The organism is Eggerthia catenaformis OT 569 = DSM 20559, from assembly GCF_000340375.1.
Classification (GTDB): domain Bacteria; phylum Bacillota_I; class Bacilli_A; order Erysipelotrichales; family Coprobacillaceae; genus Eggerthia; species Eggerthia catenaformis.
Genome location: NZ_KB446649.1, coordinates 144,262 through 169,978, shown reverse-complemented (window position 1 = coordinate 169,978; position 25,717 = coordinate 144,262). Strand labels below are relative to the sequence as shown.

29 protein-coding genes and 1 other annotated feature are annotated in these 25,717 nt (G+C 32.8%); of the genes, 28 read left to right on the top strand and 1 reads right to left on the bottom strand.

Annotated features, from left to right (window positions below):
- Position 1 precedes the first annotated feature (1 nt).
- From ffh to HMPREF9943_RS07915, 9 genes are all read left to right on the top strand, one after another.
- Positions 2 to 1,393 (top strand): signal recognition particle protein, encoded by a 1,392-nt coding sequence (gene ffh / locus HMPREF9943_RS07955; protein WP_004803773.1) that lies wholly within the window; start codon positions 2 to 4, stop codon positions 1,391 to 1,393.
- Positions 1,394 to 1,879: 486 nt separating this feature from the next.
- The gene (rpsP, locus tag HMPREF9943_RS07950) at positions 1,880 to 2,152 is read left to right on the top strand and encodes a 30S ribosomal protein S16 (protein WP_004803771.1); all 273 of its coding nucleotides are present in this window, start codon (positions 1,880 to 1,882) and stop codon (positions 2,150 to 2,152) included.
- 3 nt (positions 2,153 to 2,155) lie between these two features.
- Positions 2,156 to 2,407 (top strand): KH domain-containing protein, encoded by a 252-nt coding sequence (locus HMPREF9943_RS07945; RefSeq protein ID WP_004803769.1) that lies wholly within the window; start codon positions 2,156 to 2,158, stop codon positions 2,405 to 2,407.
- A 35-nt stretch (positions 2,408 to 2,442) separates the two neighbouring features.
- Entirely contained in the window at positions 2,443 to 2,943 is a 501-nt protein-coding gene (gene rimM, locus HMPREF9943_RS07940; RefSeq protein ID WP_004803768.1) for a ribosome maturation factor RimM, read from the top strand.
- Positions 2,933 to 3,652: a tRNA (guanosine(37)-N1)-methyltransferase TrmD gene (trmD, locus tag HMPREF9943_RS07935; RefSeq protein ID WP_004803765.1), complete on the top strand. Its 720-nt coding sequence runs from the start codon at positions 2,933 to 2,935 to the stop codon at positions 3,650 to 3,652. The genes rimM and trmD overlap by 11 nt, the downstream gene beginning before the upstream one ends.
- Before the next feature lie 111 nt (positions 3,653 to 3,763).
- Positions 3,764 to 4,114, top strand: a complete 351-nt coding sequence (gene rplS, locus HMPREF9943_RS07930) for a 50S ribosomal protein L19 (protein ID WP_004803763.1) — start codon at positions 3,764 to 3,766, stop codon at positions 4,112 to 4,114.
- A gap of 45 nt (positions 4,115 to 4,159) precedes the next feature.
- On the top strand, positions 4,160 to 4,693 hold the full coding sequence (gene lepB / locus HMPREF9943_RS07925) for a signal peptidase I (RefSeq protein WP_004803762.1): 534 nt from the start codon (positions 4,160 to 4,162) through the stop codon (positions 4,691 to 4,693).
- 80 nt (positions 4,694 to 4,773) lie between these two features.
- Positions 4,774 to 5,643: a ribosome biogenesis GTPase YlqF gene (ylqF, locus tag HMPREF9943_RS07920; protein WP_004803759.1), complete on the top strand. Its 870-nt coding sequence runs from the start codon at positions 4,774 to 4,776 to the stop codon at positions 5,641 to 5,643.
- On the top strand, positions 5,636 to 6,271 hold the full coding sequence (locus HMPREF9943_RS07915) for a ribonuclease HII (RefSeq protein ID WP_004803757.1): 636 nt from the start codon (positions 5,636 to 5,638) through the stop codon (positions 6,269 to 6,271). The genes ylqF and HMPREF9943_RS07915 overlap by 8 nt, the downstream gene beginning before the upstream one ends.
- Positions 6,272 to 6,335: 64 nt before the next feature.
- Here HMPREF9943_RS07915 and HMPREF9943_RS07910 read toward each other — a convergent pair whose 3' ends face one another.
- On the bottom strand, positions 6,336 to 6,848 hold the full coding sequence (locus HMPREF9943_RS07910; RefSeq protein ID WP_004803755.1) for a ferritin: 513 nt from the start codon (positions 6,846 to 6,848) through the stop codon (positions 6,336 to 6,338).
- Between the two features lie 135 nt (positions 6,849 to 6,983).
- Here HMPREF9943_RS07910 and dprA point away from each other — a divergent pair, with 135 nt between their 5' ends.
- The 19 genes from dprA to grpE all read left to right on the top strand — a co-directional run bounded on the left by dprA (position 6,984) and on the right by grpE (position 25,704).
- The gene (gene dprA, locus HMPREF9943_RS07905) at positions 6,984 to 7,745 is read left to right on the top strand and encodes a DNA-processing protein DprA (RefSeq protein WP_004803753.1); all 762 of its coding nucleotides are present in this window, start codon (positions 6,984 to 6,986) and stop codon (positions 7,743 to 7,745) included.
- A gap of 66 nt (positions 7,746 to 7,811) precedes the next feature.
- Positions 7,812 to 9,908 carry a type I DNA topoisomerase gene (topA, locus tag HMPREF9943_RS07900; RefSeq protein WP_004803752.1) on the top strand — a complete coding sequence of 699 codons (2,097 nt, stop codon included), beginning with the start codon at positions 7,812 to 7,814 and terminating at the stop codon, positions 9,906 to 9,908.
- Positions 9,909 to 9,967: 59 nt separating this feature from the next.
- Positions 9,968 to 11,269 carry a methylenetetrahydrofolate--tRNA-(uracil(54)-C(5))-methyltransferase (FADH(2)-oxidizing) TrmFO gene (gene trmFO / locus HMPREF9943_RS07895; RefSeq protein WP_004803750.1) on the top strand — a complete coding sequence of 434 codons (1,302 nt, stop codon included), beginning with the start codon at positions 9,968 to 9,970 and terminating at the stop codon, positions 11,267 to 11,269.
- On the top strand, positions 11,253 to 12,209 hold the full coding sequence (gene xerC / locus HMPREF9943_RS07890) for a tyrosine recombinase XerC (RefSeq protein WP_004803747.1): 957 nt from the start codon (positions 11,253 to 11,255) through the stop codon (positions 12,207 to 12,209). The genes trmFO and xerC overlap by 17 nt, the downstream gene beginning before the upstream one ends.
- A gap of 21 nt (positions 12,210 to 12,230) precedes the next feature.
- Positions 12,231 to 12,304, top strand: a sequence feature (ribosomal protein L21 leader region).
- 16 nt (positions 12,305 to 12,320) lie between these two features.
- Complete coding sequence (rplU, locus tag HMPREF9943_RS07885; protein ID WP_004803744.1) at positions 12,321 to 12,629, top strand: 50S ribosomal protein L21; 309 nt, start codon at positions 12,321 to 12,323, stop codon at positions 12,627 to 12,629.
- 2 nt (positions 12,630 to 12,631) lie between these two features.
- Positions 12,632 to 12,949 carry a ribosomal-processing cysteine protease Prp gene (locus tag HMPREF9943_RS07880; protein WP_004803742.1) on the top strand — a complete coding sequence of 106 codons (318 nt, stop codon included), beginning with the start codon at positions 12,632 to 12,634 and terminating at the stop codon, positions 12,947 to 12,949.
- Positions 12,950 to 12,952: 3 nt separating this feature from the next.
- Positions 12,953 to 13,237, top strand: a complete 285-nt coding sequence (gene rpmA / locus HMPREF9943_RS07875; protein ID WP_004803740.1) for a 50S ribosomal protein L27 — start codon at positions 12,953 to 12,955, stop codon at positions 13,235 to 13,237.
- 46 nt (positions 13,238 to 13,283) lie between these two features.
- Entirely contained in the window at positions 13,284 to 14,570 is a 1,287-nt protein-coding gene (gene obgE, locus HMPREF9943_RS07870; protein ID WP_004803738.1) for a GTPase ObgE, read from the top strand.
- A 95-nt stretch (positions 14,571 to 14,665) separates the two neighbouring features.
- A complete protein-coding gene (gene ruvA, locus HMPREF9943_RS07865; protein WP_004803736.1) occupies positions 14,666 to 15,241 on the top strand; it encodes a Holliday junction branch migration protein RuvA in 576 nt (191 codons plus the stop codon).
- 13 nt (positions 15,242 to 15,254) lie between these two features.
- Positions 15,255 to 16,247 carry a Holliday junction branch migration DNA helicase RuvB gene (gene ruvB / locus HMPREF9943_RS07860; RefSeq protein WP_004803734.1) on the top strand — a complete coding sequence of 331 codons (993 nt, stop codon included), beginning with the start codon at positions 15,255 to 15,257 and terminating at the stop codon, positions 16,245 to 16,247.
- 15 nt (positions 16,248 to 16,262) lie between these two features.
- Positions 16,263 to 16,733, top strand: a complete 471-nt coding sequence (locus tag HMPREF9943_RS07855; RefSeq protein WP_004803730.1) for a ComEA family DNA-binding protein — start codon at positions 16,263 to 16,265, stop codon at positions 16,731 to 16,733.
- Positions 16,734 to 16,921: 188 nt separating this feature from the next.
- On the top strand, positions 16,922 to 18,697 hold the full coding sequence (locus HMPREF9943_RS07850) for a ComEC/Rec2 family competence protein (protein WP_004803728.1): 1,776 nt from the start codon (positions 16,922 to 16,924) through the stop codon (positions 18,695 to 18,697).
- A 90-nt stretch (positions 18,698 to 18,787) separates the two neighbouring features.
- Positions 18,788 to 19,726, top strand: coding sequence for a 3-hydroxyacyl-CoA dehydrogenase (locus HMPREF9943_RS07845; protein WP_004803726.1), 939 nt, complete (start codon positions 18,788 to 18,790; stop codon positions 19,724 to 19,726).
- Between the two features lie 83 nt (positions 19,727 to 19,809).
- Positions 19,810 to 20,739 carry an alpha/beta fold hydrolase gene (locus tag HMPREF9943_RS07840; RefSeq protein WP_004803723.1) on the top strand — a complete coding sequence of 310 codons (930 nt, stop codon included), beginning with the start codon at positions 19,810 to 19,812 and terminating at the stop codon, positions 20,737 to 20,739.
- A gap of 1 nt (position 20,740) precedes the next feature.
- Complete coding sequence (gene holA, locus HMPREF9943_RS07835) at positions 20,741 to 21,694, top strand: DNA polymerase III subunit delta (RefSeq protein ID WP_004803721.1); 954 nt, start codon at positions 20,741 to 20,743, stop codon at positions 21,692 to 21,694.
- 8 nt (positions 21,695 to 21,702) lie between these two features.
- Positions 21,703 to 22,917, top strand: a complete 1,215-nt coding sequence (locus tag HMPREF9943_RS07830) for an L-serine ammonia-lyase, iron-sulfur-dependent, subunit alpha (RefSeq protein WP_004803719.1) — start codon at positions 21,703 to 21,705, stop codon at positions 22,915 to 22,917.
- The gene (gene hemW, locus HMPREF9943_RS07825; RefSeq protein ID WP_004803718.1) at positions 22,907 to 24,001 is read left to right on the top strand and encodes a radical SAM family heme chaperone HemW; all 1,095 of its coding nucleotides are present in this window, start codon (positions 22,907 to 22,909) and stop codon (positions 23,999 to 24,001) included. Before HMPREF9943_RS07830 ends, hemW begins: the two co-directional genes overlap by 11 nt.
- A gap of 112 nt (positions 24,002 to 24,113) precedes the next feature.
- A complete protein-coding gene (gene hrcA / locus HMPREF9943_RS07820) occupies positions 24,114 to 25,151 on the top strand; it encodes a heat-inducible transcriptional repressor HrcA (protein WP_004803716.1) in 1,038 nt (345 codons plus the stop codon).
- A gap of 4 nt (positions 25,152 to 25,155) precedes the next feature.
- Positions 25,156 to 25,704, top strand: a complete 549-nt coding sequence (gene grpE / locus HMPREF9943_RS07815; protein ID WP_004803714.1) for a nucleotide exchange factor GrpE — start codon at positions 25,156 to 25,158, stop codon at positions 25,702 to 25,704.
- The last annotated feature ends 13 nt before the right edge of the window (positions 25,705 to 25,717 follow it).

Here is a 25,717-nt window from a genome sequence, read left to right as displayed (position 1 = left end):
TATGGCATTTGAATCATTAAGTGAAAGACTGCAAGACTCTTTAAAGAAAATCAGAGGACAAGCACAGCTGACTGATGAGAATATGGAGCAGATGTTCCGTGAAATCAGATTGGCATTGCTTGAAGCTGATGTTAATTATAATGTAGTAAAAGAATTTATTGACCATACAAGAGAAAAAGCGAAAGGACAGAATGTTGTTGGTTCATTAAAGCCCGGTCAGGTTGTTGTTAAGATTGTTCATGATGAATTAGTTGAATTACTGGGAACAGAAGCAGCCCAAGTAGACTTTAGTAAAGATCCTACGATTATTATGATGGTTGGATTACAAGGTTCAGGTAAAACAACAACTACCGGTAAGATTGCTAAAAGAATAAAAGAAAAGGATAATAAGAAACCATTATTGGTTGCTGCTGATATTTATCGTCCGGCAGCTGTAGAACAGTTAAAGACATTAGGACAGCAGATAGATGTTCCGGTCTTTGAAAAAGGTACAAATATTAAAGCAGAAGAAATTGTAACTGAAGCATTAGAGTATGCTCATAATCATCATCATGATGTTATTATTGTTGATACCGCAGGACGTTTACAGATTGATGCACCTTTAATGCAGGAATTATCAAATATTAAAGATATTGCTCATCCTCAGGAAATACTTTTAGTTGCTGATGCATTGTCCGGTCAGGAAATTGCTAATGTTGCACAATCATTTAATGATCAATTAGGAATCACCGGTGCAGTTCTTACAAAACTGGATGGCGATTCACGAGGTGGCGGAGCAATTTCTATTCGTTATTTAACCGGTGTTCCAATTAAGTATATAGGTACTGGTGAAAAACTGGATGCAATTGACTTATTCTATCCTGATCGTATGGCAGATCGTATTTTAGGTATGGGTGATGTTGTTTCCTTAGTAGAAAAAGTACAGGATGTCTATGATGAAAAAGAAAGCATGAAAGCTTTCAATAAGATGAAAAGAGGAACATTTGGACTTGATGATATGCTTGTTCAAATGCATCAGCTACAAAAAATGGGACCACTATCAGGTATCTTAAAGATGATTCCGGGTATGCCAAAAATGCCTAAGATAAACGATGAAGACAGCACGGCACGTTTAAAAGAAACAGAATCTATTATTTATTCAATGACTAAAGAAGAACGTGCTCATCCTGAAATTATCAGTTTAAAGCGTAAAGAAAGAATAGCTAAAGGATGCGGTAAAGATGTTGCTGCCATTAACAGACTTCTTAAACAGTTTGAACAGTCAAAGAAAATGATGAAACAGTTGTCATCAATTGATCCCTCTACCGGTATGCCTACTCAAAGACCACAGCAGAAACCTTTTCAGGTTAATCCAAATAGAAAAAAATTAAGACATAAGAAGAAAAAAAGATAATTTTTGCTAAGGAGATTTATTATAGAAAATACTTTTGGTTATAATAATCTGATACAAGGAAATACTCAATGAGATTAGGGAATGAGAAAGTTGATGAAGTATCAAAAAGACATTGCCGATTTAATAGTATTTCTTTTTATGATTATATTCAGAACTATAGAGAAGCTTTTATTTGATGGGATTTATAAAAGAAGTAAGTATTAATTTTTATATCCTATATTCCATTTAATATCGCTATGATTTTTTAGATAGAAAAATAAAATTTAAAGAGTTACTTTGTTTTTTTCTATCTGTTCTGTAGCTATAGTAGAATTATTTGAGTATTTCTTCTGTTTTGGATCATTTGATACACAGGATATTTTATTAATTTTTTTAAGCATATATATAATTTATTTAAAAATAATTTATGGTGTCAAGTAAAAATACTTGACACCTGTTTTATATATGGTATTATACATAAGTCAAAGATATTAGGAGGATAGGAAAATGGCAGTAAAATTAAGATTAAAAAGAATGGGACGTAAGAAAGCTCCTTTTTATAGAATTGTAGCAGCTGATTCAAGAATGCCTAGAGATGGTCGCTTTATTGAACAGTTAGGAACTTATGATCCATCAAAGAGTCCTGCAGCTGTTACTTTAAAGAAAGAAGAAATTTTAAGATGGTTATCTAATGGAGCACAGCCATCAGATACAGTAAGAAATCTTCTTTCTAAAGAAGGTATCATCAAAGAATTTACTGAATCTAAGAAGAAGGCTTAAGCTATGGATTACGCTAAAACTTTACAGGATATTTGTGTTGAGTTAGTTAACAGCAAAGATAGATTAGAAGTAAGAGAAATGCCTTCATTAGAAGAAAATACTATTGTTCTTCATGTTTATGCCGATCATGATGATATTGCCAGATTGATTGGTAAACGTGGTACAATGGCAAATTCAATCAGACGTTTAATGTCAGTACCTGGTCGTATGAATGATAAGCATATTGATATTAAGTTTGAGTCTTATGATGAATAAAAGGGAATAATTCCCTTTTTTTAGTAGGAGAGCGTATGGAAGAGAAAGTAATTATTGGAATCATTATTAATACTCATGGAATCAAAGGTGAATTAAAGATTAATGCTTCAACAGATTTTCCTGATGAAAGATTTAAGCCCGGTCAGGAAATATGGATAGGTGATCAAAGTTATACGATAGAAACTCATCGTGTTCATAAAGGTTATGATTTAGTATCTTTAAAGGGTTATCAGAATATTAATCTTGTAGAACATTTAAAGAGAATGAAAGTATATGCTTATAAAGATGAGAATCTTTTAGATGAGGATGAATACTATATTTCAGATTGGCAGGGATGTGAAGTCTATAATGAGGGAGTATATCTGGGAAAAGTTGTAGATGTGTATGAGAATACATATCAGGATATACTGCATGTCAATTATCAGGGTAAAAAACTTCTTATTCCTTGTGTAGAGGCTTTTATTAAAAACAAGGATATTGAACATAAGCGTATTGATGTTTCATTAATAAAAGGATTTATAGATGATGAAGATTGATATTCTATCACTATTTCCGGAAATGTTTGATGGCTTTTTAAAGACATCAATTATTAAAAGAGCTATTGAAAAAGAGATTGTAACTATTAGTATTCATAATTTTAGAGAATTTGCTTTAGATAAGCATAAAAGTGTTGATGATACACCTTATGGCGGAGGATCCGGAATGGTTCTTAAATGTCAGCCTATTATTGATTGTCTTAAGACAATAACTACTAAAGATTCACTTGTGATTATGATGAGTCCTCAAGGGATGACTCATAATCAAAGTTATGCTAAGGAGCTTTCTTTAGAAAAACATCTTATTATTATATGCGGTCATTATGAAGGATTTGATGAACGTATCAGAAATTATGTAGATGTTGAGTTATCTATTGGAGATTATGTCTTGACTGGCGGAGAAATAGGAGCTATGGCAGTTACTGATAGTGTTGTTAGGTTATTGGAAGGAACAATTAGAGAAAGCAGCCATGAAGATGATTCTTTTTCTGATGGATTATTGGAATATCCTCAGTATACTAAACCTTATGATTATCAGGGAGATAAAGTTCCTGACATCTTATTATCAGGGCATCATGCTCATATCAGAAAGTGGAGACATCAAATGTCTTTATTAAAAACAAAACATAAAAGACCGGATCTACTGAAAAAAAGGGGATTGAGTCAGGAAGAAATCAGAATGCTTGAGGAAATTGAAGAAAAAGATTGATTTTAAGCTATAAAAATGATATTATTCATTAGTCGTAAGACGCAGAAGTTCCGCTGGGACTTATTCCTATGAGCTTTGAAGACATTATAAACTTATAAGGAGGAATGCATAATGAATATGCAATTAGTTGATGAAATCACAAAGAGTCAGTTAAGAAATGATGTTCCTGATTTCAAGCCGGGTGATACTTTAAAGGTATTTGTTAAAATTAAAGAAGGAAATAAAACACGTATTCAGATGTTTGAAGGTGTCTGTATTGCAAGACGTGGTAAAGGCGTTCAGGAATCATTTACTGTTAGAAAGATTTCTTATCAGATTGGTGTTGAACGAGTATTTCCGGTTCATTCACCAATTATTGATCATATTGAAGTAGCTAGAATTGGTAAAGTACGTAGAGCTAAATTACATTACTTACGTGGTTTATCTGGTAAAGCGGCTAGAATTAAAGAACTTCGTAAATAAAAAAAGAATGGGGTATACTCCATTCTTTTTTAGAAAGGTAAGCTTATGAAAAAATATCATACTTTTATAAAATCAGCAGTAGGGATTGCAGTTGTCTTTGGATTATTTAAAATTATGATTATTCCTGTTAAAGTTGATGGCAACAGTATGCTTGGTACACTGCATGATGGGGATATTGCTTTACTTAATAGATGGTCTGTTTCTAAAAAATCTATTCAGCGATTTGATGTTGTTGTGATAAAAAGTAAAGCACTTAATGAAAATATAGTAAAACGAGTAATCGGATTACCGGGAGAAACTATTGAATATAAAGAAGATCATCTTTATGTAAATGGAAAATATGTTAAAGAAACTTATTTTAATAAGAGTTTTGTAGAAAAGCAGAAAGCTTCTCATAATACGAAAGTTTTTACATCTGATTTTAAAATCACTTTAAAATCAGATGAATATTTTGTCTTAGGAGATAATCGTTTAAATTCTATGGATTCACGTACTTTAGGTGCTTTTTCTATTAATGATATTATATCTGCCAAAGGTGTTGTTGTTTTTCCACCAAAGAATTTTGGAGTTATTGAATAGCAGGTATAGAGTACAGGAGAACTGGGAAACCGGTTCTTTTCATGTTATAATCAAAGGTGATTTTAAAGGAAGTGAGAATAATGAATGGAAATAAAGCAAATATAAACTGGTATCCGGGACATATGGCTAAAGCGGAAAGGGAGATTGAAAGTCGTATTAAAATTGTCGATATGGTCATTGAATTAGTAGATGCCAGAGCTCCTTTCTCTTCAAGAAATACAAGTTTTGATCGTATTTTAAAGAACAAGCCCAGACTTGTACTCATGACTAAAAGTGATCTGGCAGATTCACAGATAACTGAAAAGTGGCAGTCTTTTTATAAAGAAAAAGGTTTTTTAAGTTTAGCAGTTAATTTAAAGAATTTTAAGGAAGAAAAGAAAATTATTAATATGTGCTTAGCAATGTTAAGCGAAAAAAGAGAAAAAGAAGCACAAAAAGGATTAAAAATAAGAGCAATTAGAGCAATGATTATTGGAGTACCTAATGTAGGTAAATCAACACTTATCAATGCTTTAGCAAAAAGAAAAGCAGCAATAGCAGGAAATAAGCCCGGTGTAACTAAAGCTCAACAAATTATTAGAATAAATAAAGATTTTGAGCTTTTTGATACGCCCGGTATTTTGCCTCCAAAATATAGTGATTTTATTACTTCATGTAATGTGGCTTTGATTGGTTCTATAAAGAAGGATATTCTTCCTTTGGATGATCTCTTTATCTATGCTGTTAAATATTTAAATCAGCATTACTCAAAGGCTTTAATGAAAAGATATGGATTATCTTTTGATGAAAACCAGGACTGGATACTTGATGCTTATGATCAGATTGCTTTAGTTCGTCATCTTCCTAAAAAGAATGGTGAAACTGATTATGATCGTGTTCAAGATATCTTTTTTAAAGATTTAAGTGACGGAGTATTTGGCGGTATTACATGGGAGAATCCTTATGAATAATCTTAATTGTCTAGTTTATGAAAAAGAAGCTTATTTGCAAGGATATCATACTATTATTGGTCTTGATGAAGCAGGAAGAGGACCGATGGCCGGTCCTCTAACGGTTGGTGGTGTCATTTTTCCGAAAAATTATTATGATAAAAGAATTAATGATTCTAAGCAGCTGACTGCTAAAAAAAGAGAAGAGTTATCTGAAATTATTAAAGCTAATGCTTTAGCTTATAAGGTAGAGGTTATCTCTGTTGAAGAGGTAGATAAACTGAATGTTTATCAGGCTTCTAGAGAAGGAATGCTAAGAATTATAAATACGATAGCTATTCATCCGGATTATGCCTTAACAGATGCGATGCCATTAAATAATTATATTCCTCATACATCTATTATTAAAGGGGATTCTTTATCTCTTTCAATTGCTGCTGCATCAATATTAGCTAAGGTAACAAGAGATCATATCATGGAAGAATATGCCAAACTTTATCCGGAATATGGGTTTGAAAAACATAAAGGTTATGTTACTAAAGCACATAAAGAAGCTCTTTTAAAATATGGAGTTACTCCGATCCACAGAAAAAGCTTTGGACCTGTAAAAGAGATATTAAATCATCAAATCAATCTATTTGAATTATAAAAGTCTGTTTAATCTTAAGTGAGTTAAAAGATATTCACTTCCATTAAACAGACTTTCAGTTTTTTTATAATGTTAAGCTTGGAGTACTATATGTACGTCCGGCTAATTCCTGATTTAAGGCATAGAGTCCTTTTGGATCAGAACCAAATAGTTTGAATTTTTTAATTAAGTCATCAGCAGATTTTTCTTCTTCTCCCTGCTCTTTAACAAACCAGTCATAAAACTGCATAGTGCGATAATCATTGATATCACTGGCAGCTTTGTAGATTGTATTAATCAGGCTAGTTACATATTTTTCATGTTCTAAAGCTGATTTTAGTGGTTCATCCAGTTTATTGTAAGTAAGATGAGGCTTATCAATAGCTTCAAGTGTTATTTTTTCACCATTGTTAAGAAGATAAGTCCTCATTAGCATTGCATGATCTCTTTCTTCCTGTGCCTGTATTTCAAAGTAATTAGCAAAACCATCAAGACCCTCATCAGCATAATAATTTGCAAAATCTAAATATAAATAGGCAGAATAGAATTCTTTATTAATCTGATTATTAATCAATTCTTTTACTTTTGTATCTAACATTTTTTCTTCCTCCACAAGCTATTATAATAGCTTCGTTTTTATAAAATGCAAGAACTTTGCGGATATTTCAAAAAATTGAATTTACAGTGAGAAAAATTCTTGTTTTTGGAGAATATATAGATAAGAGGAGATATTATGGAAGAGATGCTTGTTTATTTTGCTTGTAAATATGAGGGGGATTATCAGAAAATCTATCAGGCTTTAAAAAATAAGGAATTGGTTGATGAGAAATTAAAGAGAAGATATCTGGAACAGTTAAAGTGCAAGTATACGACCATTCTTTCTAAAGATTATCCGTCTTTATTAAAGGAGATAAGATATCCTCCATTTGTTTTATTTTATTATGGAGATATCAGTTTGCTGGAAAAGAAAACAATTGGGGTGATAGGGATGAGACACCCTAGTTCATATGGCATCAGATCTACTCAATCATTAGTACATGATTTAGTTTGCAATGATTATGTGATTGTTTCAGGTATGGCTATTGGAATCGATAGCATAGCACATCGTAGTGCTATCAGTAATGGGGGAAAGACGGCAGCAGTACTGGGAGGAGGCATTGATTTTGGCTATCCTAAGTCAAATCATGATATTTATAAAACATTAAAAAAAGAGCATTGTGTATTAAGTGAAATTCCTTTTGCGAAAGCACCGGTGAAATCAGATTTTCGTATTCGTAATCGTTTGATTGCCGGGCTTTCACAGCAGATTCTCGTTTGTGAAGCAAAAGAACAGAGCGGAACAATGATTACAGTTGGCTATGCTTTAGAGCAGGGAAAGGATATTTTTGCGGTTCCTTGCAGTATTGATGGTTATCAGGGAACAAATATGCTGATTAATCAAGGAGCAAAGCTTGTTGTAAAGGGGCAAGATATTGCAGAAGAATTGAGAACATAGAAACATTAGTATTGACAAAACTTCGTTTGCTGATTTATATTAAGAAAACGGAAAGGAGCTGATATTATGAGTTATCTTGTGATTGTAGAGTCGCCATCAAAATCAAAGACAATAGAAAAATATTTAGGGAAAGAATATATTGTTACATCTTCCAAAGGTCATATCAGAGATTTAGCAACATCCGGAAAAGGTGGATTGGGATTGGATATAGAACATGATTATGCTCCTTGTTATACTATTAGTAAAGACAAGAAAGATGTTGTTAAGCAATTGAAAAATTATATAAAGAAAGCAGATAAGGTATATCTTGCAACTGACCCTGATCGTGAAGGAGAGGCAATCAGCTGGCATCTGGCTCAGGTGCTGAATATTGATATGGATGAAGAAAATCGTATCGTATTTAATGAGATTACTAAAAATGCTGTTATTCATGCTTTAGAGAATCCGCGTAAGATCGATCAGGATCTTGTTAAGTCACAGGAGACAAGACGTGTTTTAGATCGCATTATTGGTTTTAAGCTCTCTAAGCTTTTACAGAGAAAGATAAAATCTAAATCTGCGGGACGTGTACAGTCTGTAGCATTAAGATTGATTTGTGAAAGAGAAGATGAAATTGAAGCATTTATTCCGGAAGAATATTGGAAGATTAAGGCTCTTTTTGAAAAAGATGATCTTAACTTTGAGGCTGAACTAACTAAAAAAGGTACAAAGAAATTAAAAATTTCTAATGAGGAAGAAGCTTTAAGAATCTATAATGATTTGGATAAAGACTATTTTGTTGAGTCATTAAAGAAAAGTGTTAAAAAGAAAAATTCTAAAGCTCCTTTTATTACGTCAACATTACAGCAGGAAGCTTCTACAAAATTAAACTTTAAAGCTAATCGTACTATGAGAATTGCTCAGAAGCTTTATGAAGGTGTAGATTTAGGGAATGAAACAGTTGGTCTGATCACCTATATGAGAACTGATTCCATTCGTTTGGCACCTGAGTTTATTAATGACGCTATGAGTTTTATTGAAGAGACTTATGGTAAAGAATATAGAGGACATGTTAAAATTTCTAAGAAAACAGAAAATGTTCAGGATGCTCATGAGGCTATCAGACCTACCAGTATTCATCGTACGCCTGAGAGTGTAAAGAGTTATTTGACTGCTGAACAGTACAAACTATATTCAATGATTTATGCCCGTGCGCTTGCTTCTTTGATGGCACCTGCAAAAGTTGACTCCACAAGCATAGTGCTTGATAATCATAATTATAAATTCAATGCATCCGGTTCTGTTATTGTTTTTGATGGTTATCTGAAAGTTTATGGTGATTATGAAAAGAATAATGATACATATCTTCCATCTTTAAAAGAAGCGGATAGTCTTGAAGCTCTTGAAGTTGTAAAGGAACAGAAGTTTACTCAGCCGCCTGCACGTTATACGGAAGCAAAACTGATAAAGGAATTGGAAGAGCTAGGTATTGGAAGACCATCTACATATGCAACGATTATTGATACTATTGTACAAAGAGATTATGTTGAGATGGTTTCTAAGGCTTTTAAGCCTACAGATTCCGGACGGCTGACTAATAGTAAGCTGCTGGAGTTCTTTGACAGTATTATTAATGTTGAATATACTGCAAATATGGAAAGCGAATTAGATGAAATTGCGAATGGTGATGATACGTATCTTAATGCAATTACTTCTTTTGAAGATAAATTTGAACCTTTATTGGCTAATGCTGATAAGAATATGGAAAAAATCGAAGCCCGGAAAACCGGTGAAAAGTGTCCGGAATGTGGCGGAGATCTTGTGGTTAGAAAAGGGCGTTTTGGCGAGTTTATTGCTTGTTCAAATTATCCGACATGTAAATATATCAAAAAAGATTCTAATGATCGCATAGGGCAGCCAACCGGTGAAATGTGTCCAAAATGCGGCAGTCCAATGATTTATAAAAGAGGGCGTTTTGGCGAATTTGAAGCATGCTCAAATTATCCGACATGCAAGTATATCAAGTCTCAGGAAAAAACGGTTGAAGGGGAAGTATGTCCAAAATGCGGTAGTCCGATTGTTTTGAAGAGAGGACGCTTTGGTATGTTTAAAGCTTGTTCAAACTATCCGACATGTAAAACGATTATTAAGGAATCAAAGAAAAAGAAGAATGATGATGAGTGAACTGCATAGCAGTTCATTTTCTTTTCAAAACATGATAAAATGCTTATGGAGAGTGGAATATGAAAAAAGTAAATGTGATTGGTGCCGGACTAGCTGGAGTTGAAGCGGTTTACCAGCTTATTAAACGGGGTATTGAAGTAAATCTTTATGAAATGAGACCAAATAAATCTACCGGTGCTCATAAAACCGGAGACTTTGCTGAACTTGTCTGTTCTAATTCATTAAGAGCGGATGGATTAAAAAATGCAGTAGGTGTACTTAAACAGGAAATGATGATGAATGATTCATTAATTATTAAAACTGCAAGATGTCATGCTGTGCCTGCTGGAGGCAGTCTGGCGGTAGATCGCGAGGGATTTTCTAAGGCTATTACTGAATATATCAGAAATCAATCTTTGGTTCATGTGTTTCATGAAGAAGTTACAGAGATACCGGAGGGTCCTACTATTATTGCGTCCGGTCCGCTTACAAGCAGCTTGTTGTCAAAAGCTATTGCTGACTTGTTGGGAGAAGAGAAATACTTTTATTTCTATGATGCGGCAGCACCTATTTTAACTAAGGAAAGCATTGATTTAAAAAAAGCCTACTTCAAATCCAGGTATGATAAAGGTGATGCCGAATATATTAACTGTCCTATGTCTCAAAAAGAATTTGAAAATTTTTATGAGGCTTTGATTCATGCTGAAACAGTAAAGCCGCATGACGGTGAAGAAAAGTTTTTTGAAGGCTGTATGCCTTTTGAAGAAATCGCAAGACGAGGCAAGCAGACTCTTCTTTTCGGCCCGATGAAACCGGTTGGTTTGGAGACACCTGACGGGAAAAGACCTTATGCGGTGGTTCAGCTTAGACAGGATAATGCGATAGGTTCTCTTTATAATATTGTTGGTTTTCAGACACATTTGAAATGGGGAGAACAAGAGCGTATTATTCATATGATTCCCGGCTTAGAAAATGCTCAGATTATCAGATATGGTGTTATGCATCGTAATAGCTATATTAATTCACCTCTATATTTGAACCGGGCTTATCAGTATAAGAATAGAGATAATTTGTTTTTTGCCGGGCAGATGACAGGTGTTGAGGGATATGTTGAATCTGCACAAAGCGGAATATGTGCCGGTATTAATATGGCAAGATATTTACAAAATAAAGAGCTGCTTGTTTTTCCGAGAGAAACAGTTATGGGAGCATTAAGTTATTATATTACACATGCATCATTTGATGATTTTCAGCCAATGAAAGCGAATTTTGGGATTTTGCCTTCTTTGAAGGAGAAAGTGAAAAAGAAAGAAAGAAAAGAGGTTTATGCATCAAGAGCATTAAAGACGATGGAAACTTTCTTGAATGAACATAATGAATAAGCATAGGGATTCTTTTCTTGAGTATTTAAAATATCAGAAACGTTATTCTGATCTTACTATTGCTTCCTATAGACGAGAGATTAATGATTTTATAATGTTTATTCATCAGGAAGCTTTATCCGAGTTTGCAGAATGTGATTATAAATTCATTAGAGCATATCTTGTTTATCTTAATTCTAAGCATTTAAGTCATACTTCTATTAATCATAAGCTTTCAACTCTGAGAACTTTTTATAAATATCTTGAAAAAAATAAGATTGTAAAGAATAATCCGTTTACTTTGATTCATTCTTTAAAGACCGGTCAGAGAAATCCTGACTTTCTCTATCTTGATGATATGCTGGAATTATTAGACAGTATTGAGGTAACATCTTCGTTAGGTATTAGAAATAAGGCACTTATGGAATTAATGTATGCTTCGGGACTGCGTGTGAGTGAGGCGGTTAGTTTGTCTTTATCAGATATTGATTGGAATAGACATATTCTTTTTATTACAGGTAAGGGAAATAAAGATCGCTATGTGCCTTTTCATGATTATGCATCTCTATGGCTTAAGAAATATATTAATGAAGCAAGAAAAGAATTGCTGGCAGTTACTCATCAGGATCATAATTTTGTTTTTGTGAATAAGAATGGAAAAGCTCTTACTAACCGTGGTATTGAAGATATTGTTAATAGGTGTATGAATCATTACGATCCGCTAAGACATATTCATCCCCATACTATTCGCCATTCATTTGCGACTCATATGCTCGATGCAGGAATGGATTTAAGAGTAGTACAGGAATTATTAGGTCATTCTTCACTTGCGACAACTCAAATTTATACACATATTACACGAGAAAAGCTACAGGAAGTTTATAATCAGGCATGTCCTAGAAAAGCACTTGAACGATTAGAAAAAAATCAAAAAATGATTGACGAAAAGGAAGGAAAATGATAATATTCATTTGTTGTAGACCTCTAGCTACAACCGCTCAAAAAAGGTATTAAATGTACAATGTACTGCCTTAGCTGGCGAGTCTAAGAATAAGTAAAAGGAGGTACTTGAATGTACGCAATCATTGAAACAGGTGGAAAACAGTTAAAGGTTGAAGCAGGTGACACTATTTTTGTTGAAAAATTAGATGTTGAAGAAGGTGCAGCTTATACTTTTGACAAGGTATTATTTGTTGGTGGAGATGCATCTAAAATTGGTAATCCTTATGTAGAAGGTGCTACTGTAACTGCTGAAGTAGTAAATCAGGGTAAAGCTAAAAAGGTGACTGTTTATAAATATAAACCTAAAAAGCATTATCATAAGAAACAGGGTCATAGACAGCCTTACACAAGATTAACAGTCAAAGAAATTAATGCTTAATTATGATTAAAGTCGATTTATCTTATCATTTAGAGCAGCTGATTCATGTAGAGATTTCCGGACATGCTCAGAGCAATGAATATGGTAAGGACTTGGTTTGTGCAGGAGTCAGCAGTATAGCTACAGGTATAGCTAATACTCTTGTAAAACATGATTTTCTGTCACAGGGTAAAATCGTATTAAGAGAAGGTTATATAGACATTACAGTTGACAATGTCACAAGTGAAAACCAGTTAATACTAGAGACATTGGTCATTTCACTTAAGGGAATTGAAGATTCCTATGGTCAATATATTAAGATTAATCAGAAGGAGGAATAATCCATGTTATTCAAATTAAATCTGCAGTTATTCGCTTCTAAAAAAGGTGTAGGTTCTACAAAGAACGGACGTGATTCTGAATCTAAGCGTTTAGGAGCTAAATTATCTGATGGTCAGGTTTGTACAGCCGGTTCTATCATTTACAGACAGAGAGGAACTAAGATTCATCCTGGCAACAATGTAGGCAAAGGCGGAGATGACACATTATTTGCAAAAATTGATGGTGTTATTAAGTATGAAAGAGTTGGCAAGAAAAAGAAAAAAGTTTCTGTTTACCCGGCTGCTTAACATAAAGAATCCTTAGGGATTCTTTTTTTGAAGAAAGGAGGAAAGTATGAATTTTATAGATAAAGCAATTATTACAGCTATTTCCGGAAAAGGCGGAGATGGAGTTGTTGCTTTCCGCAGAGAAGCTCATGTTCCTAAAGGTGGACCTTCAGGTGGAGATGGAGGACGAGGAGGAAGCATTGTTTTTTTAGCTACAAATTCGTTATCAACATTGCTTGATTTAAAATATCATCGTGAATATCGTGCCAGACCGGGAGAAAATGGCATGGCTAAAAAGATGCATGGTGCCAATGCTGCTGATTTGATAGTTAAAGTCCCGGTAGGTACATGTATTTATAATAATATTTCCGGCAAATTGTTAGCTGATTTAACTGAAGATAATCAGCAGGCGGTGATTGCAAAAGGCGGACGTGGCGGACGAGGGAATGCTCGTTATGCCACTTCTAAGAATCCTGCACCAACAATCTGTGAACGTGGGGAACCCGGCATAGAGTTAGAATTACGCGTTGAATTAAAGCTTTTAGCTGATGTTGGTTTAGTTGGTTTTCCAAGTGTCGGTAAGTCAACATTGCTTTCAGTTGTTACTAAAGCAAAGCCGGAAATTGCTGATTATCATTTTACAACCATTGTTCCTAATTTAGGTGTGGTTCAAGTTAAGGATGGGCGTTCATTTGTTATGGCGGATTTGCCTGGACTAATAGAAGGAGCTTCACAGGGAAAAGGATTAGGATATACTTTCTTAAGACATATTGAAAGATGCCGTGTTATTGTTCATATTATTGATATGTCCGGCAGTGAAGGACGTGATCCTTATGAAGATTATCTGACAATCAATAATGAATTAAAAAGCTATCATTATCATTTAATGGAAAGACCTCAGATTATTGTAGCTAATAAGATGGACTTAGATAATGCACAGGAAAATCTCGAAGAGTTTCAGAAAAAAGTAGGCGAAGATATTAAGATTTATCCATTAATTGCTCCTATTCATGAAGGAATTGATGCACTTCTTTATGCAATTGCTGATACATTAAAGACTGCTCCTTATTATTCTATCGAAGAAGATGAACAAGAGGATAGTGTTCTTTATACATATGAAGAAGATGATGCAAAAGCCTTTGAAATTATGAATGAAGGGAATGGAGTCTTTACGGTTACCGGTGATAAGATTGAACGTATTGTTCAGATGGCTTCTTTAAATACTGATGATGGATTTAAGAATTTTGCGATTAAGATGAGAAATTATGGAGTAGATGATGCTTTAAGAGCAGCCGGTGCTGTGGATGGAAATATCATTCGTATTCTTGATTTTGAATTTGAATTCATGAATTAGAGTCTCGAAAGAGACTCTTTTAATTAAGAATAATGTTCAGTATATTTTTTTTATATATGATTTATGATACAATAAAAGGGATTGAAGGAGACATTATGTATAGTTATATTAAAGGAACAATAGTTGCCTTGTATTCTGATAGTATTGTTTTAGATAATCAGGGAATTGGCTATCTTGTTTATGTATCAAATCCCTATCAGTTTGAAAAGAATAAAGAATATACTGTTTATATTTTTCAGAGTATTACTGAGAATGATATGCGTCTTTATGGCTTTAAAACAAGTGAGCAGAAAGATCTTTTTTTAATGTTGATTAAAGTCAAGGGTATTGGACCTAAGAGTGCGATTGCAATCATAGCTGCCGGTGAAACAAAGGATATTATTCAAGCTATTGAAGATAGTAATGTAAAATTTCTAAGAAGCTTTCCGGGTATTGGACCTAAAGCAGCAAGCCAGATTATTCTAGATTTAAAAGGTAAGTTTAATGGGGTAGAGAGATTGGAATCTTCATTTTCTATATCTCCATCTTATCAGGAGGCTGTTGAAGTTTTAATTGCATTAGGGTATAAAGAATTAGAAGCTGAAAAAGCTATGAAACAGATATCAGAAGAAAATTTAGATACAAACGGATATGTAAAAAAAGCATTGGCTTTGATGACATTAAATAAATAGAAAGGAAGATAATATGGATCGTGATATTTATGATACAGATGCACATACTGAAGATGAGGAGAGTCAATTAAGACCTTCCAACTTTGAAGACTATGTAGGTCAGGAAGATCTTAAAAACAATCTAAAAATATTTGTAGGTGCAGCAAAAATGCGTGACGAATCACTGGATCATGTTTTATTATATGGACCGCCCGGATTAGGCAAAACAACGATGTCAATGATTATTGCTCATGAGATGGGAACAAATATTAAGATCACAACTGGTCCATCAATTGAGAAAACAGGAGATCTCGTTGCGATATTAACCGCACTTCAGCCGGGGGATGTATTATTTATTGATGAGATACATCGATTAAATAAAGTGATAGAAGAAATACTCTATCCGGCGATGGAGGATTACTGTGTTGATGTTATTATTGGTAAAGAGCAGTCAGCCAGATCAATAAGAATCGATCTCCCCCCATTTACGCTAGTTGGTGCCACTACAAGAGCCGGTGATATTTCTGCACCTCTCAGAGATCGTTTTGGGATTATTTCAAAACTTGATTACTACACAGTTGATGAATTGAAACAGATTATTTCACGTACAAGTAAAGTATATGGCATGGAAATGAATGAAGATGCCAAAAATGAGCTTGCTAAAAGAAGTCGTGGAACTCCTCGAATTGCGAATAGATTATTTAGAAGAGTAAGAGATTTTTCGATGTTTTATGGTGATGAAATGATTACTCTTGATCGAACAGTAGAAGCTTTGGATCAGTTAAAAGTAGATGATTTGGGATTAGATGATGTTGATCATAAATATCTATTAGGAATTATTCATCGGTTTCAAGGCGGACCTGTTGGATTGAATGCGATTGCTGCCAGTATTGGCGAGGAACCGGTAACTTTAGAAGATGTCTATGAGCCTTATCTGCTTCAAAAAGGTTTAATTAGGCGAACACCGAAAGGAAGAATAGCTACAGACTTAGCTTATCGCCATTTTCATATTACAAGGGAATTCTAAGGAGTTCCTTTTTTGATGAAAAAAATACAGATAATAGGATTTATCCTATTGTTTATTCTTTCTGTTATTCATTCGCTGAGAAAGCCGGAACCTTTAAATTATAAGAAGCCAAAAGAATTAACAGTGACACTTGAAGGAGCATTTAATCAGACAGGGAAAATCCCTATTAAAGAAGGAATGACTATGAAGGATTTAGTAAAGAAGGTAGGAATAAAAGAGAATGCCAGTGTAAAAAGCATTAATATGAACAAGATAATACATGCAGAAGAAAGCTATTATCTTCCTGTAAAACAAGAACATATGATCTCATTAAATAATGCTACAAAGAAAGAATTAATGATGCTTAAAGGGATAGGAGAAAAGACGGCGGACAAGATTATTGAATATCGTAAAAAGCATTGTTTTGAAAAGATAGAAGATTTAAAGAATATTAAAGGGATAGGGAATCAGAGATTTTTAAAATATCGGAACAACCTATCCCTTTAAGCTATCATCTTATTTATTATGCTGTCTTTTCAATACTTTGTGTTTTATCACGATTTTATCATCCGGTCTTTTATCTTATTTTAATCATCTATAGTTTCTTTCTTCTTAAGTTTCTTCATTATTCAGTTATTATTATTCTTTTATTCATAGGAATACTTTTATTTCGTCCACTATCCTATGATATACATATGAATCATCTGATTAAAGGAAAAGTAATTGATATTAAAGAAAATTTTATAGTCTTAAAAACATCACAAGGAAAAATCAAGGTTTATACAAAAGAAAAGTTCTCTTATTACGATGAAGCGATTTTAAAAGTAAAACAATTAGCTATTAATAATACTGATTTTTTTAATGAAACATACTATTTGAGATCTTTAAATATTAAAGCAAAAGCTAAGCTTGTTTCCGTTGTTAAAAGAGTTTCTCATAAATCCTTAATTCATATTATTGTTGATCATTTATCATCTTCTCCTAAGATAGCCAGCTATCAGAAACTATTTCTTTTAGGTATACATAATGATCTTGAATCAGATTATCAGAAGATGATTAGTCTATCTATAGTACATTTATTTGCTTTAAGCGGAATGCATATTACTGCTTTATCAAATATTTTAAATAATCTTTTAAGCTATCTGCTTTCCCAAAAGAAAGCATCTGTTTTAACTCGATTCTTATTGGGCATATATGTTTTTTCTATTCCTTATAATATTTCATTATGGAGAGCTTATTTTATGCTTTTCCATGATTATTTTAAAAAATATCTTAATAGTCTTGATTTTCTTTCCTTGTTAGTGATGATTTCATTAATATATAATCCATTTATTCTATTCAATCTTTCTTTTATATTCTCATATTTTATTTATTTGATAGTCTTACTGACAAAAAATTTAAAATATTCTTTTGTTTGTGTATATCTGTCCTCTATTCCTATTATATTAAGTGTTAATTATTCAATATATCCATTCTCATTTGTTCTAGGATGTCTATTAGTGCCTTTTATAAAATATTTTTATCTATTGACAGTATTGTCATTATTTATACCATTTGTGCAGTATCTATTAATAATTTTTATTAATATATTTGATTCTATTCTTAAAAGTTCATATTCTTTAAGTCATGAAATGATATTTGGAAAGCCTAATCTATTATTTATAGGTATTTATTATTTTTTATTAGCACAAATTATTATTAGACAGCAGTTAAAAAAGACGATTCATCGTCATTTACTGTGCTGTTTATCATTACTGATTATCTTTAATTTTTATTCTAACTATAAGTTTTATGCTGAAGTAACAATGATAGATGTAGGGCAGGGAGACTGTACATTTATACGATTGCCTTTTGATCAGGGAAACTACCTGATAGATACAGGAGGTGACAGGAATTATGATATTGCTTTAAATCGTGTTATTCCTTATTTAAAAAGTAGAGGAGTTAAAAGATTAGATACAGTTTTTATATCTCATTATGATTATGACCATAGCGGAGCGTTGGATTCCTTAAAGAAACATTTTGATGTTAGAGAAGTTATAGATAAACCATTTAAAGAGAGGAAAAAGAAAGATTTTAGTATATCCTGCTTAACTGTAGAAACCAAATCAAAAGAAAAGAATGATAAGAGTAATATTCTTTATATGACATTATTTAATATTCATTATTTGTTTACCGGTGATATATCAAGTGAAGTAGAAAAGGCTTTAGTTAATAAATATCGTTCTTTAAATGTAGATATTTTAAAAGTTCCTCATCATGGTTCAAAGTATTCTAGCAGTGTTGCACTTTTTGAAATGATACATCCTAAAGCGGCATTGATAGGTGTAGGTAGAAATAATAAATATCACCATCCTTCGTCATTGGTTCTTAAAAGATTAAAAGAAAGGGGGATACTGACACTAAGAACAGATAGAGATTCCAATATTACTATTATTCATTATAGAAAGCATTATTATATCTTTAGATGAAGATAGAAGGATATAAAAAAGAACATATAGATTTTCATTTAATACTTTTAGTGCTAATATATTATTAATAGAAATGAGGAGGAAATAAAAATGAATTGGAAAAAAATAGTTGTAGCAGGCGGAGGAGTATTGGGAAGTCAAATTGCTTTCCAGACAGCTTTTTCCGGTTTTGATACAAAAATATGGCTAAGAAGTGAAGGCTCAATTGGGCGTACACAGCCAAAGGTTGACAGACTAAAAGATATTTATTTAAAGACAATTGATGCATTAAAAGAAAATCCGGCATTGACACCAAGAGGATTTGGAATCACCGGTGAAATAACTGATGAAGTTATTGCTGATTTAAAAGATAGAGTTAATAGAGCATATGAGAGTCTTGTATTGACAACGGATTATAATGAAGCATTTAAAGATGCAGATTTTGTGATTGAATCCATTGCTGAAGACCCTAAACAGAAGATAGCTTTTTATACAGAAATGGCAAAATACCTTCCTGATCATACGGTTATTGCAACAAATTCATCAACAATGTTACCAAGTACATTCGCTTCTTATACAGGCAGACCGGAAAAATATCTGGCATTACATTTTGCGAATGAAATTTGGAGAAATAATACTGGTGAAATAATGGGTCATGCCGGTACAGAGAAAATATATTATGATCAGACTGTAGAATTTACTTCAGCAATTCATATGGTTCCTTTAAAGCTTCATAAAGAACAGCCGGGCTATATTTTAAATAGTATGTTAGTGCCTTTCTTAAATGCTGCTGAAGCTTTGTTTGCGAATGGCGTTGCAGATCCGGAAACAATTGATAAGACATGGATGCTAGGAACAGGTGCTCCTGCTGGACCATTTAGAATTCTTGATGTTGTAGGGTTGACAACGGCTTATAATATTGTGATTATGGATCCAAGATCAAAAGATCCGGAAACAATTCAAGGCAAGGTGGCCGGTAAATTGAAAGAATACATTGATGCCGGTAAGACTGGTGTTAATGCCGGTGAAGGATTCTACAAATATAAATAATTAAAAAGTTGAGAACTTTTCATGAGTTCTCACTTTTTTTATAAGAAGGATGCTGTATAATATGTATATGTGGAGGAATCATTATGAAGCAGGAATTTACCTTTTTATCCAATGATCAATTACATCATCTTCATGCGATTGTTTGGAAGCCTGAAAGAAAAATAAAGGCTATCTTACAGATTGCCCATGGTATGCAGGAATATATTGACAGATATGATTCATTTTCACGTTATTTAAATGATAAGGGAATCATGGTTGTTGGGTATGATCATCTAGGACATGGAAAAAGTGTTAACAATGATGAAGAATATGGCTATTTTACAAATAATCACCCCAGTGATACATTAACTGCTGATATGTATAAGTTTTTTCATCATATAATAAAAGATTATCCTAATATTCCTTATTTTATTTTAGGACATTCAATGGGGTCTTATCTCTTAAGAAAATATTTAAGTACTTATGATGAACCGTTGAATGGAGCAATTATTATGGGAACAGGATATATCAGTCCGGCACTTTCACGCTTTGCGATTACCTTGAATGAAATATTTATTAAGATTTTTAAATCACATCACCGTAGTCGTTTTGTGACAGCTTTATCTTTTGGTAAGAGTTATCAGAAGTTTGATACAAATGGAAAAAAACCGGAAAAAAGCTGGCTTACTAGAAATCAGGAGATAGTAAAAAAATATTATCAGGATCCTATGTGTAATTATGTTTTTACTTTAAATGGCTATAAAGGATTATTTGAAACTGTATATTTTGATTCTATCCAGACTAATACAAATAGGACTAATAAAGACCTTCCTATTCTCATTATTTCCGGTGCCAATGATCCGGTAGGTAATTTAGGGACAGGTGTTAAAAAGGTTTATGGAATGTATCAGATAACAGGAATAAAAGACTTGACATGTAAATTATATGAAGATTATCGGCATGAAATACTTAATGAGATAGATCATGAAATAGTATTTGATGATATTTATGAATGGATGAAAGAAAGATTATAAAATGAATATTGTTATTTATGGAAATGAAAAGCTGTTGATGAAACAGCAGTTGGCAAAACTAAAGAAAAAATATCATACTGATGAAGAGAATATGAGCTTTATAGTTTATTATCTAAATGAAACATCTATGTCAGAAATTCTTTCTGATGCTTTGACACCGCCTTTTTTAAGCGAATACAAGATGATTGTTTTAAGACAGCCGCTTTTCTTAACATCTGAAAAACAGAAAGAAATCAGCGAAGAAGATATAATCGCTTTTATAGATTACTTGGCACATGATAATCCTACAACAATCTTTGTAATTTATCATGATGTGATGAATTTTGATAAAAGAAAAAAAGCAGTGAAAGCATTAAGAAAATATGCTAAGTTTTATGAAATAGAAAAAGTAAATCGTCATGACTTATACAAACTTGCTAGAGAAGCAATTAAAAAAAGAGAGGCAATAATTAATGATGATGCTTTAAATCTCCTTTTAGAAAGAACAGGAGATGATTTAGAAGCTGTTAGCAATCAAGTGGAAAAACTATGTCTGTATACTAAAAATATACAGATACAAGATGTTAACAGACTGGTCAGTAGGCCTATTGAAGAAAATGTTTTTGCATTAACAAATGCTATTTTATCTCATGATTTGTCTCAGGTTTCTTTCATTTATCATGATTTAATGATTTCTAATCATGAGCCAATAGCCTTAATAGCCTTAATAGCTTATTCTCTGCGTAATCTTTATCAGGTTAAGCTATTAGAAAGAAAAGGTTATAGTGATAAGGAAATGGTTAGTATATTAGGATTGAATCCGCGAGCCGTTTATCCGATTAGGATGAATGCCAAGAAATTTGAGATTGATGACTTATTATATAAGCTTCATCAGCTTTCAGAGCTTGATGTAAAAATAAAAACAGGAATGATTGACAAAAAAAAGGGATTAGAATTATTCCTTATGTTGATTTAGGAGGGCTTATGCAATCTTTAAGAGAATTATATAAGGTAGGAGTAGGACCATCTTCATCACATACTATGGGTCCTATGAAAATTGCTGAACATATTAAAAAACTGTATCCTTATGCTCAGGAAGTTATTGTTCATCTTTATGGATCATTGGCATTAACCGGGAAAGGGCATTTAACAGATAAAATAATGGAAAAAACATTTTCTCCGACAAAATGTACTTTTACATTTTCCAGTGACTCTTTACCTAAACATCCTAATGGAATGATTGTTGATGTTATAGCAGATCAGAAAATATCGGCTTCAATAGAAGCTTATTCAATTGGCGGAGGGGAAATTGTTTTTGCAGGAGACCATCATCAGTATAAAAAAGAAGTTTATCCACAAAAAACATTAGAAGAAATACTATTATATTGTGAATCACAAGGTATTTCATTATATGATTATGTATTAGCTTACGAAGATGAAGATATTAAAGGATATCTGCATATGATATTAGATACAATGTTTCGCTGTATTGAAAAAGGTTTACATACCCAAGGGACTATTCAAGGTGCCTTGAAACTCAAGAGAGTTGCTTCTTCAATGTATCAGCAGGCATTAAATACGCATTCAGAAACAGAAAGAGGACGCTTATTTTTAGCTAGCTATGCTTATGCAGTCAGTGAACAGAATGCTGATGGCTATACTATTGTAACAGCACCTACATGTGGAGCAAGCGGTATATTGCCTGCGGTTCTTTATTATGCCTATTCAAAGATGAGTATGAAGAAATCAGATCTGATAAAGGCTCTTGCGATTGCCGGTATTTTTGGCAATGTAGTAAAAACAAATGCAACAATCTCCGGTGCTGATGGAGGATGTCAGGCAGAAGTTGGAACAGCTTGTGCTATGGCTGCCGCCGCCATGGCATGGATTTATGAATTGAATAATTCTTTGATTGCTTATGCAGCTGAGATGGGTCTTGAGCATAATTTAGGCTTAACCTGTGATCCGGTTATGGGTTATGTGCAAATTCCATGCATTGAACGTAATGCATTTGGAGCAATGCGTGCTGTTGATTCAGCAACCCTAGCAAAGGAATTAGGATACTTAAGGAAGAATAAGATATCTTTTGATACAATAGTTCAAGTTATGAAGGAAACGGGAGCTGATCTTAATTCTGCTTATAAAGAGACAAGCTTAGGTGGTCTAGCAAAAGAATATAAGGATATCTATGAAGACTGAAGCTCTTTATATACATATTCCTTTCTGTGAGCATATCTGTACTTACTGTGATTTCGCAAAAGTATTCTATAATCAGGGAATTGCTGACCGTTATCTGTCTATACTTTCTGAGGAAATAGAGTCTTTACCTGAAAAAAATTTTAAGACTATTTATATAGGAGGAGGAACTCCTAGTGCTTTGAACTATTATCAGCTATCTTATCTTTTTGAGATCCTTAAGCCGTTAACTGATAATAATCTTAAAGAATTTACAATAGAAGTGAATCCTGAATCAATGAGTGTTGAAAAACTCAAACTTTTAAAAAAATCCGGTATTAATCGTTTATCAGTAGGGATACAAACTTTCAATGATGATCTATTAGAAAAAATAGGAAGGAAACATACTTCATTACAGGCACAGCAGTTTATAAAACAAGCTTTTGAATTTATAGATAATATATCTATTGATATGATGTATGGATTACCGGATCAGAAGAAATCTGATTTATTTAATGATCTTTCTACTATAGAAAATCTTCCTGTTAAACATATTTCTTATTATTCACTGATTTTAGAAGATCATACTATCTTAAAGAATTCTCGCTTTGTTCCTCTTGACAGTGAGGTAGAATATCAGTGGAATAGAATGATTTATGAAGTATTAAGCAATCAAGGCTTTCATCAGTATGAAGTTAGTAATTATGCCAAAGGGAATTATGAATCTATACATAATAAAGTATATTGGCATTATGAAAACTATTATGGTTTAGGAGTAGGGGCATCAGGAAAAATAGATGATCTGCTGATAACTCATTCAAGAGCTCTTAACCGGTATTTAAAAGGAAAAGATATTACAAGCATTCAAAAGCTTACCAAGAAAGATACGATGTTTAATCATCTTATGATGTCCTTAAGATTAGTTGAAGGTCTTAATATAAAGGATTTTAATAAAAGATATCATGAAAATTTTTTAAACCTGTATAGATATCCTATAGCTAAGCATTTAGCTTTAAATAATCTGATAATTAAAGATGATTATATAAAGACAACTGATCAGGGAATGTATATTTTAAATACTGTACTTATTGATTTTTTAGAGGATTGAGTCCTCTTTTTTATTTTCTGTAAATTCTAGCACTAAAATGTTGACAGTGCCAAAAGAACGTGTATAATGATGTTAGCACCAAAGAATAAAGAGTGCTAAAGGAGGCGTTGAAATGTTAACAGCGAGACAATTATTGATTTTTAAATATATTGTTGAGGAATACATTGAAACTGCTGAACCGGTTGGTTCTAAGCTCCTAATGACAAAGTACAATCTTTCTTATTCGAGTGCAACAATCAGAAATGAAATGAGTCTTCTGGAAGACTTAGGATTCTTAGAAAAGACACATACATCTAGCGGCAGAATACCTTCTATGAAGGGATATCATTTCTATGTAGAAACACTGCTTCAACCTAATGTTAATGATGAAATTAAGAACCAGGTAGCTTCATTATTTCAGAATAAAAATTATTCATTGCAGGAGATTATTGAAGAAAGCTGCCAGATGCTTAGTGAATTGACGCATCTTACAGCAGTTGCTTTAGGCAGTAATTCAGGATATGAGCATTTTCAGAATGTTACACTTGTTCCGGTAGGAACAAATAGCGTAACAGCGATTATTGTGACTGATAAAGGACATGTAGAAAATAAAGTTTTTAAGATTTCTAAAAAATCATCTATGGATGATTTAAATGCCTGTGTTGATATCATGAATGATACTTTAGTAGGAACTCCTATTAATGAAGTGGCTGATAAGCTTCAGCGAGATGTTAAGCCGATTATGAATGTTCGTGTAAAAGAACATGAAGCACTGTTTAATGCTTTTTTAGAGGCTTTTATGAAGTTTGCAAAAAGTAATATCTATTTTTCCGGCAAGAATCATTTACTTTATCAGCCGGAATATAATGATATTAATAAGCTAAGAAAATTAGTAAGTGCTTTTGAGAATGCCCAGCAATGGAAATCATTAGAGCTTGATGATAATCAGAACGGTGTTGTGATTAGAATAGGAGGCAATGAGTTGCCTTTTGATGATGAATTGAATGATGTATCAGTTATATCTGCTTCATTTGATACAGGACAGGATACTAAAGGATCAATTTCTGTTATTGGACCAACACGTATGCCTTATGATCAGGTTGTTTCATTGGTAGAAATTATTGGAAAGAATATAGAAAAACTTATTCAGGAACAGAATAAAGAAAGGTGATAGTATGGCAGAAGAAAAGAAAGAAACAGTGCAGCAGGAAGAAACTGAAATTACTGCTGATAAAGATGTAGAAGTTATTGATGCTAAAGAAGACAGTTCTTTAGAAAAGAGAGTTCAAGAATTAGAAGAAGAAGTCAATAAGTGGAAAACTGATTATTATAAAGTATTTGCTGATATGGAAAATACTAGAAAACGTTTGAATAAAGAGCATACCAGTCAGGTTAAATATGCTATGCAATCCTTTATTGAGGAACTTCTTCCGGTTATAGACAATTTTGAAAGATCTTTAGCTGTTGAGACAACAAATGAAGAAGCTGCTAATTATTTAAAAGGAATGCAGATGATTCATGATCAAATGATGAATATACTCGCAAAGAACGGTGTTAAAGTTATTGAAACAAAAGATCAGATGTTTGATCCTAATTTTCATCAGGCAGTCATGACTGAGCATGATGAAAGTAAGGAAGAGAATATGATATTAGAAGAATTACAAAGAGGTTACGTCTTAAAAGATCGTGTAATAAGAGCATCACTTGTAAAAGTGAATCAATAGGAGGAATATGATT